The organism is Collinsella bouchesdurhonensis (assembly GCF_900155365.1).
Classification (GTDB): domain Bacteria; phylum Actinomycetota; class Coriobacteriia; order Coriobacteriales; family Coriobacteriaceae; genus Collinsella; species Collinsella bouchesdurhonensis.
On the sequence record NZ_LT699742.1, the window covers coordinates 50,952 to 61,492 of the forward strand.

Genomic DNA, 10,541 nt, shown 5'->3' on the forward strand with positions numbered 1-10,541 from the left:
CGCTATGCGGCGGACACCGGATCGATAGCCACCTTGCCGTCGGCCAGCACATGAACGCGACCATCGGCGAGCATCTGCACGGCCTCAGGATAGAGCACGTGCTCGATATCGTGGATGTGAGACTCGAGCGTGTCGACGTCCCACTCCTCCTTGATGGGCAACGCGCGCTGAGCGATGATGGGGCCGCAGTCGTACACCTCGTTTGCAAAGTGAACGGTCACGCCCGTCACCTTGACGCCACGGTCGAACGCGTCTTGAATGGCATGCGCACCTACAAAGCTCGGCAGCAATGCCGGATGCAGGTTGACCACACGATTCTCAAACGCCCGAAGCATCGGGGTGCGGACCATGCGCATGTAGCCTGCCATCACCACATACTCCACGCCGCGCTCGAGCAGAGCGTCCACGATCTTTTGATCGGCAGTGACGGGGTCGGCATAATCCTCGCGGCTCATCACGAGCGTCTCGATGGAGGCTTCCTCCGCGCGCTTGATGCCATAGGCGTCCGCGCGACTCGAAACCACCAGCTCGATGCTGGCGTTAAGGCTGCCCTCGGCAATGCGGTCAATCAAGGCCTGAAGATTGGTGCCAGAGCCAGAGATAAGCACGCCGATTTTGAGCGGCTCGGCCACGGGAGTACCCGTCGGGCGCGTATAGGGAGCGGGACGGGAAACGTTCTTATCGCTCATCGGAGTATGTCACCTTGCCCGAACCCTCTACGCAGGTACCCACGCGGAAGGGCTTCTCGCCCATGGCCTCAAGAGCGCGGACCGTTGCATCCTCGTCCTTGGCAGATACGATAAAGCACAGGCCAACGCCCATGTTGAAGGTCTTGCACGCCTCGTTGGGGGCAAGCTCGGCATGCTCGGAAATGTAGGTGATGACGGAGGGCACGTCCCAGCCCATCTTGGATCCGTCGCGCTCGACCACGGCGTCGACATCTGCCGCCAGCGCGCGATTGAGGTTCTCGGTGATACCGCCGCCCGTAATGTGGGCGATGGCGTGCACGTTGGCGCCTCCGCGCAGCAGCTCGAGCACCGGCTTCACATAGATGCGAGTGGGTGCCAGCAGGGCATCTGCCAGCGAAAGGCCGCCCAGCTCCTCAAGCGGCTGCTCAAGCTCGGCGCGCTTGGCGGCCGCCTCGGGCGTGCCCGGCACGATGCCGTCGACGCCAATAACCTTGCGCACCAGCGAGTAGCCGTTGGAGTGAACGCCCGTGGAAGGCAGACCGATGATAACGTCGCCCGGACGGACGTTTGCCGGGTCGATCATCTTGGGGCGATCGACAACGCCCACGGTAAAGCCAGCCAGATCATAATCGTCCGGACGCATGACGCCGGGATGCTCGGCCATCTCGCCGCCCACAAGCGCACAGCCCGCAAGCTTGCAGCCGTCGGCCACGCCCTTCACGATCTTTGCCATGTGCTCGGCCTCGATATGACCGATGGCCACGTAATCAAGGAAGAACAGCGGCTCGGCGCCAGAAGCGAGAATGTCGTTTACGCACATGGCAACAAGGTCTTGGCCCACCGTCTCGTGGCGGTCGAGCAGCTGCGCCAGCACGAGCTTGGTGCCCACGCCGTCGGTGCCCGAAATAAGAATCGGGTCTTCCATGTCCTTAAGGGCGGCGGCGGAGAACAAACCGCCAAAGCCGCCAATACCGCCAATGACCTCAGGGCGATTGGTTTCCTTAACCATCTGCTTGATGGCGTCGACCGCGCGACCGCCCTCGGCCGTATCGACGCCGGCGTCCTCGTACGTCACGTGCTTGGTATTCTCGCTCATCGGATTTCCTTTCGCGTGGAGCGGTTTGGTAACAAAAAGACACAGGCGCCAAGTCACGGGTTGCCGCTCCTGACGCCAAAAGGTGCATTATGCCTCGGGATGATTCTCTTCCCAGCTCTTATCCTTATCCTTCTCGACAATCGCATCGTCTGCAAAGCGCATGGGCTTGGTGAGGTTGCGCGGCTTGTAGCCTTCCATGAACTTGTCGCGACCAAAGCTATCGGGAATAGCCACCGGATAGACACCCGTAAAGCAGGCGTCGCAGTAGCCGCCCTCCGGCATGCACTTGAGCAGACCCTCGACCGAGAGGAACGCCAGGGAGTCGGCACCGATGAACTCACAGATCTCGTCGACCGTCTTATTGGCGCTGATCAGCTGCTGCTGGACATCGGTGTCGATGCCATAGAAGCACGGCCAAATGACCTCGGGCGAGTTGATGCGCACGTGAATCTCTTTGGCACCGGCGCCGCGCAGCATCTTGACGAGCTGCACCATGGTGGTGCCGCGCACGATGGAGTCGTCGATCACAACGATGCGCTTGCCCTCGATGTTGTCTTTGAGCGGGTTGAGCTTCATGCGCACACCCATGGCGCGCAGCTCCTGCGTGGGCTCAATAAAGGTACGAGCCACGTAGCGGTTCTTGATAAGGCCCTCGCCATAGCGAATGCCGCTCTCGTGAGCGAAACCCTCCGCCGGAGGCATGCCGGAGTCGGGAACGCCAATGACCATATCGGCGTTGACGGGTGACTCGATGGCAAGCATGCGGCCCATGTCGTAGCGGCAAGCATAAACGCTCTTGCCGTTCATGATGGAATCGGGACGAGCAAAATAGACCTGCTCAAAGATGCAGTTTGCCGACTTTTCCGCCGCGGGCATGCCCTGCTCGGAAACAAGGCCCTCGTCGTTGATGCGTAAAATCTCGCCCGGGCGAATGTCGCGAACGTACTCGGCGCCCACGATGTCGAGAGCACAGGTCTCGGAAGCGACAACCCAGCCGCCAGCCGTAGTGACTTCGGGCACAGGCTCGTTCGCCTCGGTGCTCTCCTCGAGCGAGGGAAGCTTGGCAGCCGCTTTGAGGTCGGCCTGATCAAGGCCGCCGTCTACGAGCTTGCCCAGCACGAGCGGACGGATGCCATGCGGGTCGCGGAAGGCGTAGAGGGAGCTCTCGTTGATGAGGGTCATGGCGTAACCGCCGCGCACGAGCTCCATGGTCTTGCGGATGCCCTCGCGCAAATGGCCGGTGCGTTGGGTAAAGTAGCCAATGAGCTTGGTTGCAACCTCGGAGTCGGAATTTGAGAGGAACGGCACTCCCAGCTCGATAAGCTGACGGCGCAGCTCATCGGTGTTCACAAGGGTGCCGTTATGCGCAAGCGCGATGATAACCTCGTTGATGGTAGAGAGGTGCGGCTGCGCAGCCTCCCAGCTCTTAGCACCTGCGGTTCCGTAGCGCACGTGTCCCACTGCAAGCTGGCCGGTAAGCGTGGAGAGGTCGGCGTTGGAGAAGACCTGACCGCAAAGGCCCAGATCCTTGCGCACCATAACAGTACCGCCGTCACCCACCGCGATACCCGCCGACTCCTGGCCGCGATGCTGCAGCGCACGCAAGCCAAAATACGTCAGGCGAGCAACGTCGCGCTTTGGCGCCCAAACACCAAAGACACCGCACTCCTCGTGCAGCTGATCCCTATCTTCGTCCAGCTGCTCCGGCTCGGACACACGTCCTGCGGCGGCCTGGGCCGCATGGATGGTTTCTTGAGACATGCTATCCCCTCATGACTCTATGCGTTGGCGTTTACCAACTCATTATACGCACAGGTACGACGGCAAACGGACGGCAACGGAGCCTCTCGAGAAGCTTAGAAAAAAGTCCGCACCCTCAAACGAGGATGCGGACCAATGTTTCGATGCGAATGCTTGCTCGAAATCGTGGCTTGTTAGTTCTTACGGCCCTTAAGCACAGCGACACCAGCAGCGATGCAAATAACGGCCACAACCGCAACTCCACCGATGATGATCATGGAGTTGTCGCCCGTCTTGGGTAGGGATCGACCAGTAGGCTTCTTGCCCGTCTGGGTCTTGTCGGCAGGCTTGTTGTCGGCAGGCTTGTCGGAAGGCTTGGGCGCGGGCTCGTCCTTCTTCCACTGGGCGTAGAGCGTTACCGGGGCGGAAAGCTCGACCTTCGCGCCAGCCTCGTAGCTCGTGCCGGAACCGTCTGCAGCCGTGTTCCAGCCTACGAAGGAATAGCCCTTGCGCACCGGCTTATCGGCCGTGACCTCAGTCTCGGTAACGTGCTCGACGGTAGCGAAATCGACAGTTTGCTTATCCTCGGAGCCGTTCAGGTCGTAGGCGAGGTCGTAGGCCTTCTCCTCGACCGGGTCCTTGGTATAGCCGCAGTACTTGCACTTAGGGGTTCCCGTACGAGTCCAAGTACCGGCATTGTCAGAGGCCCACTCGGTGTAGGTGACATCGTAGGCCTTGTCGTGCTCGCCGTCGGTGTAGGAGTGGGTCTTCATCTCGCCTTTGGACGTCTCGCCTTTTTTGGACCACACGAGAGTGCCGTCAATGTAGACATCGGTGCGGCCGGTGTCGTTGCCCGACTTGCCACCAAAGCCAAAGAGCTGCGAGCAGGTAGTGATGTCGCGCGCATCCTTAGCATAGTTACCGGTAAAGTTAACCGTATTGGTACCGGTAATGTTGAGGATGTACTTGAAGTCCCCCATATTAGAGTCGTTGATGTTCAAAGCTTGCTTGTGGAATAACCAGCTGGTTTCCGAGTTGAACGTACAGTCGTTAACATTGACGATGATGTTGTTCTTGCCGGCACCGTAATCGGTGTAGACGTTGATGACCTTACCGGTTGCGTTAAAGGTGCACGTGTCAAACGTCATGGTAGGGGAGCTGTAGGTCCACAAGGAATAGTCTCCACCAGGGGCGTTGAACGTAGTGTTGTTGAACACCGCGGTCTTATAGCCCCAGTAGAACGTCTTGCCTTCAACGATGCAGTTATCGACAACGGTGTTGTCGATGCGGATGAAACCAAGGTAGTTCGCATGGGCAGAAAGCATCTTCATGTTCTTGAACGTAACGGTGCCGGCGCCGTCAAACGAATAGTCGCCGTTGTACTCGGTAGTTTCGTGCTTTGGATCGGGAACCTCGGGACCAATGCGCCACGATGTCTTATCGGTACCGGAACCCTCAAACGTAAGATCCTTGCCCTTGGTGTGGCCCTCGGAGCTCACCTTGTAGAGCGTATAGTTACCCTCGGGGAGCAGGATGGTCTCACCGCTTTTGGCATCAGCGGTAGCGGTGGCAAGATTCTCGTAGGTCGCGCCCGTCTCCTTATTGGTAATCTTGGTGACAGTCGCTCCGTCGGCATATGCTGGTGCAACAAAGGCGCCCAACGAAAACGCCAACGCACATGCCACTATGGCGATGGAGCGGACCCCCGCCCGCATCAGTTGTTTCATATCCAATCACTCCAACCACTCTTTTGCATGCTAAACATGGCATATTACGCCGCGCATATTCGCATGACATTTATATATCAAGGTCATTTTGCCACAGAATATGCCGCAAGGTGTCGCGACAATCAAGTGTGACCGCTCATTTTGCGGCCATTTCCCTATCGCTTGTAGTTTTGCCACGTTTGTTGTGCAAAAAGGTGCAAAAAACGCCTCCCCCGGCGCATCTCAAAGACCCGCGTGCGAAACTCTGATTCGAAGCCCAAAACCTCCCAAACCCAGCAGCCGCCTTGAGAGCCATAGCAAATGGAGGAACCTAGGAGATGAGCCCCGCCCTTCGCGCGGCTTCGATGACCCCATCGCCGCTCTTGGTAACGCAATAGGTGTTTTCAAGCTGACCACCGTTCTTCATGCGGTTGGCTCTCACCGTCAGATAGCCCGCCTCCTCGCACGAAGCAAGGGCACGACGCGCGGTGTCGAGGCTCACGTCCAGCTCGTCTGCAAACGAACGAATCGACGCGCTCACGCCATGGCTCGATGCCCCACTGCACTTTTTTACCAGTGCCAGCACATGAACGTCCCGATCACGAACTACGATATCGACGGGTACCGTGAGCGTTACTTTCCTAGACATGCGTCACTCCTCAGCTGCGTTTTGGCCGCCATCCAACATGCTGCAAAACCCCGAGGAGCGAGAGGACGATTCAAGGTGGCGTCTGCCAATCGACCCATAAAAAGCAATTGGTCTAGAGAAATCGTTGAGCTACAGGTCGATTTTGAAGACCCCTCCCCCCCGTTATTTAATTCGACGGTTATCATGCGGCCGACCACCGACCCTTCTCGCCCAACGTACTTGTATGCACGTTCTATGTAACATTCCTGTGTCGCCTTTTGTGATTTTAGTACACTGATGTATGATTTTTAATTTTTAGTCGGCGAGTCGCGACGCCGCCTCGGTAAACGCCTCGGTAAAAATGCAAAGGGGCGTTGTCCCCTTTAGAGGGCTGCTGGTTTCGTACCGATTTGCAAAATGCCACTTCATCGCTAGCGCACATGCAATTAGGCCGCAATATCAAACGGACACGGCGGCATTTATTTAGCCATCCCCCAGTCGCAATTGGTACATAATCTTCATATAATAGCAATCGGTACACTACCCTTATGCAACCCGCGCACACCGCACGGAGCGCTACCTTAGATGAGCTACCATATGATTCAGGTTTGATTGAAACAAAAAGGAGCGCTTATGGCGCGCAATATGCTTGATCCAAAAATCGTCACCGAATCGGAAATTCGAGAGCTTCCCCTCTTCATTAAAATCTACGGCGGACTCTGCATCACCTCCGGTGTCATCTCGATTCCGGTCTACCTGATGTTCTTTGGCTACATTGCCCAGCAACTCATTCAAAACCCCGACACCGTGACCATCGGTGCAAACCCACTTGTAGCCCTTGTCATCGCCATCGTCGGTATCTCGTTTGCCGTACTCGACACCGTGGGCCTTATCGTTTTTGGCATCTCGCTCATCAAGAATCGCAGACGCCACGCTGCACGCTGGTCATACGCGCTTATCGTCGTCACCATCATTCAGATCATCATCGATATGATGCTTAGCGGTATCGGGTCGCATCTCATCCGACCTGCCGTACAGCTTGCGATTCTCATCGCCCTCTCAATCACCGTCGACCCATCGCTTCGCCAGGAGCGCGAGCTGCAGCGTCGCCTGCGCAACATGATCAATCGCGAGGCCGCACGCGATGCCATGCTTGGCCGTGACGAGACAGGCGAGGGGTTCATTCGCCTCAACTTCTTCAATCTGTTCTGGGTATTTGTCGCATGTAGCGTTATTGGCCTGGTGCTTGAGACCATCTGGCATATGGTTGTGGTGGAGCCGGGTGTTTATCAAGATCGAGCCGGCCTCCTCTTTGGCCCGTTCTCGCCTATCTACGGTTTTGGCGCCCTGCTCATGACGGTGGCGCTCAACCGCTTTTATAAAAAGAACCCGATCATCATCTTTATGGTGAGTGCATGCATCGGAGCGCTTTTCGAAGTGGCCGTCGCCTGGTTCTTGCAGATATCGTTTGGTGTTGTTGCCTGGGACTACAACCACATGCGCCTCTTTGGCATGCCCGACCCCATCGCCGTGCTCTTTGGCGGCCGCACCTGCACGATGTTCGCTGGCATCTGGGGCTGCCTGGGTCTCGCATGGATTCGCGTGCTCTTGCCGCGCTTGCTCAAGCTTATCAACCGCATCCCCTGGACCTGGCGCTATTCGCTTACGTCCATCTGCACGCTTCTCATGCTTATCGACGGCGTCATGACCCTGCAATCGCTCGACTGCTGGTTCGAGCGCGTAAGCGGCCTCACCCCGCAAACGCATATCGAACAGTTCTATGCCGCTCATTTTGACGACGATTACATGCAGCATCGCTTCCAAAGCATGACGATCACGCCGCAGGATACCAGTCGCGTGCTCAGCGCCGAAGACAGTGCCGCCTAAACCCCAGGCCGCTCGTGCGACAATAGTCCATGTGACAAAAGTCCTCAGAGTTGTTTTGTCACCTGTGTCGATGGCGCAGGGTCCATCGCGCTGGTTTGACTCGGGATCCGGACCAAACGAGTGGCGGTTATTCATTCGTTTGCGGATGAATGGCGGCTTTTGAATCGTTTTTGGGCTCCATGCAGCGTCCAATTGCACGTTCTTCCGCCACTCATTTCAAAATGCACGTTCTTCCGCCACTCATTTCGCAATCTTGGCAGTTCCGGAAAACGAACGCGCCCCACATTGCCCATCGTCACGTATCGCCCATCGCACCACGCCGCCTATCGCCCAACATTGTTCATGATCATCGCTCGGCAAACGTTCAAAAAACGGAGATGCGCTTTGCAGCACATCTCCGAAAGTAGACGAGTGGCCCAAAACGTGGGCATCCTCGATTCAAAATCCCAGTTCGCCGCGACGAGGGCTTGCGCGCGTGCGCCGACACGACATCGCGGGGAAATCGGTGCAAAATGCGAAACCCGTCGACGGCTTGCGCGTGCGAGGGCGCGGCGGCAAAGTGCCCTAGTTTGAAGAGCTCTGTCCCTCGGCGCGCGGCTGTGCCTCCACAACCGTGCACACCATGGCGGCTCGCGTGGTACGCGGGATAATCTCGCCCGCACAGGTCACGAGCGTAAGAACCTGTTTTGCCTTCTTGACATCTTCCCCCGCGGTGCTCGACTTCGCCTTTGCCTGGCCAAGCATATCTTCAAGATACGCGGTGAGCGTCTTATCGGACGCGTCGAAGTTAGTGCGGCGGGCGTCGACATAGGTGTCCTCGACCTGCGCGGTAAACATCGGCTTGAGCACATAGGTGGTATCGCGCGTGATGTAGTACACCTTGCCGATTTTGTCGAAATCACCCTGATTGAGGGTATTGTCAATTGCCTTGAACATAGAGCCGTCGTTCATATGATGGCCGTAAATGGTGGTTTGCTCGTCCACCAAGCCCGGAGCCGTATCGTCCATGTCCATGAAGATGGTGCCCGAACCATTGCCCGAAGCATCAAAAAGCCTGCTCAGATATGTTGTATTGTTGCTAGTCTGGACCACGGGGTAATTGATCACCGTGCCCGGGACATAAATCCAGCCCACAATATCCGGATTGATCTGCGCCAAGGCGTTGAAGTCCACGCTGGGCACCTCATCGCCTTCATCGCCCTTGACGGCATACTGCTCAAGTTGCTTATAGCATGATTGCGCCTCTTGATAGCCCAGCTGAGCCTTGATGAACAGGCCTCCGGCAACCAGCAAAAGGGCTATACCCACAATAATGAAGATGAGAGGCAGTATCTGCTTTTGCTTGCGCGGGGGACGATTATCACCGCGACCGCCTTTGGCTCCACGCTCCGGAGTGCGAGGCGGCACAGAACCGCCGGCGCGGACCGGGCGCGGCTGCTTTGCGGAAGAGTGATGCGTGGAAGCGGCAACCACAGGGGCAATTCCCTTCGGGGATGTCATCTGGTTTTGTGAGGTCCGAGGTGTCTGCACGGGAATCCGAGCAGTAACAGCTGCGGCGCCATGGGGAGCCGGCGCGGTGGCGGGAGACACGGAACACACGGCAGGCGCGACATGCGCCGGCATCTCTTCTGGCTCGGCAATCTCGGGATGATACGCAAAGGGGTCAAAAGCCGGAGCCTCTGCAGGAGCGGATGCCGGGGGCTTTACCTGCGGAGACTGCGAGGCAGCACGTGCCGAAGAAGCCGACGCCGTCGTGCGCAGAGCGGGTTGCTTTGCAGCGCGGGATACCGTAGCCGGAGCCGCCGCAGGCGAAGCGATTGGCTGCATGGCATGCGTGACAGAGGCCGCGTTTGCCGCTACCGCGCCGGCAGACGATGCACCGGACGTGCCGCGCGCGGCCGCAATGCGCATGAACTCAGCGGTCTCCCAAGCAGAAGGATTACTCGCCGATGTAGATGAGCGCGTCGGAAGCGTCACGGGCTTGGGTGCGATCTGCGCCGCCACCTGCGTGGCAGAAGGCTGCTCGGCCTTGGGCGACGTCGCAAAGCGCGCGCCCACAGGACGAGGCGTCCATGCAGGCTCGAAGGCGTCTGCCGCAGCCTTTGGATCGGGCGTGGCCGAAGAAGCAGCCGGGGCGGATCCAAAATGCGAGCCGGCCTTTACCATGCGCACACGCGACTGCCCCGCCACATGACGGCCACCCGGCATAGCGCCTCCTCTATCGGTATGTGCCATATCGGCCATGCTCTTCCCCATTTCTCACGATGTCGAGTTTAAGCCTCGGCCATCTCGCGCTTCATGTTCTCGATCACCGTACGATACTCGGGCATCGTGGCACCCAGAATCTGGGTGGCAAAAATCGCCGCATTCTTGGAACCGTTGATGGCAACGCAGGCAACCGGCACGCCAGAGGGCATCTGCACCATCGAGAGAAGCGAGTCAAGGCCGCCAAGATCGGAGGTCTTCATGGGCACACCGATGACAGGCAGCGGCGTGAAGGCGGCAACAACGCCACCCAGATGAGCAGCCTTGCCAGCCGCAGCGATAATCACCTTGATACCGCGATCGGCCGCAGTAGCTGCCCACTCATGCACCTTGTCGGGAGTGCGATGCGCCGAAGCGATAACCAGCTCGTACGGGACGCCCAGGCGTTCGAGCTCCGCAGTGCATCCCTCCATGGTAGGAAGATCGGACTTAGAACCCATGATGATACCGACAACGGGCGTTTTCTCTGCCATATACATGCCTCCAGATTGAGAGCGGCCGCGCGAATATCCGCGCCCCTTAACTACAAC

General features: G+C 58.1%; 8 protein-coding genes. 1 reads left to right on the forward strand and 7 read right to left on the reverse strand.

The features are described from left to right. Positions 1 to 2: 2 nt before the first annotated feature. From purN to BQ9843_RS05225, 5 genes are all read right to left on the reverse strand, one after another. Positions 3 to 689, reverse strand: coding sequence for a phosphoribosylglycinamide formyltransferase (purN, locus tag BQ9843_RS05205; protein ID WP_075844181.1), 687 nt, complete (start codon positions 687 to 689; stop codon positions 3 to 5). Then, positions 679 to 1,785 carry a phosphoribosylformylglycinamidine cyclo-ligase gene (gene purM, locus BQ9843_RS05210; protein WP_075844182.1) on the reverse strand — a complete coding sequence of 369 codons (1,107 nt, stop codon included), beginning with the start codon at positions 1,783 to 1,785 and terminating at the stop codon, positions 679 to 681. The genes purN and purM overlap by 11 nt, the downstream gene beginning before the upstream one ends. An 87-nt stretch (positions 1,786 to 1,872) precedes the next feature. Next, on the reverse strand, positions 1,873 to 3,546 hold the full coding sequence (gene purF, locus BQ9843_RS05215; RefSeq protein WP_075844183.1) for an amidophosphoribosyltransferase: 1,674 nt from the start codon (positions 3,544 to 3,546) through the stop codon (positions 1,873 to 1,875). A gap of 173 nt (positions 3,547 to 3,719) precedes the next feature. Further along, on the reverse strand, positions 3,720 to 5,252 hold the full coding sequence (locus BQ9843_RS05220; protein ID WP_075844184.1) for an InlB B-repeat-containing protein: 1,533 nt from the start codon (positions 5,250 to 5,252) through the stop codon (positions 3,720 to 3,722). 310 nt (positions 5,253 to 5,562) lie between these two features. Further along, positions 5,563 to 5,880 carry a helix-turn-helix domain-containing protein gene (locus BQ9843_RS05225; RefSeq protein WP_075844185.1) on the reverse strand — a complete coding sequence of 106 codons (318 nt, stop codon included), beginning with the start codon at positions 5,878 to 5,880 and terminating at the stop codon, positions 5,563 to 5,565. Positions 5,881 to 6,492: 612 nt separating this feature from the next. Here BQ9843_RS05225 and BQ9843_RS05230 point away from each other — a divergent pair. Next, positions 6,493 to 7,746, forward strand: a complete 1,254-nt coding sequence (locus BQ9843_RS05230) for a putative ABC transporter permease (RefSeq protein ID WP_075844186.1) — start codon at positions 6,493 to 6,495, stop codon at positions 7,744 to 7,746. Between the two features lie 564 nt (positions 7,747 to 8,310). Here BQ9843_RS05230 and BQ9843_RS08865 read toward each other — a convergent pair. Then, entirely contained in the window at positions 8,311 to 9,990 is a 1,680-nt protein-coding gene (locus BQ9843_RS08865) for a class B sortase (protein WP_230205605.1), read from the reverse strand. A gap of 29 nt (positions 9,991 to 10,019) precedes the next feature. Next, positions 10,020 to 10,484 (reverse strand): 5-(carboxyamino)imidazole ribonucleotide mutase, encoded by a 465-nt coding sequence (gene purE, locus BQ9843_RS05240; protein ID WP_040219680.1) that lies wholly within the window; start codon positions 10,482 to 10,484, stop codon positions 10,020 to 10,022. Positions 10,485 to 10,541: the final 57 nt, after the last annotated feature.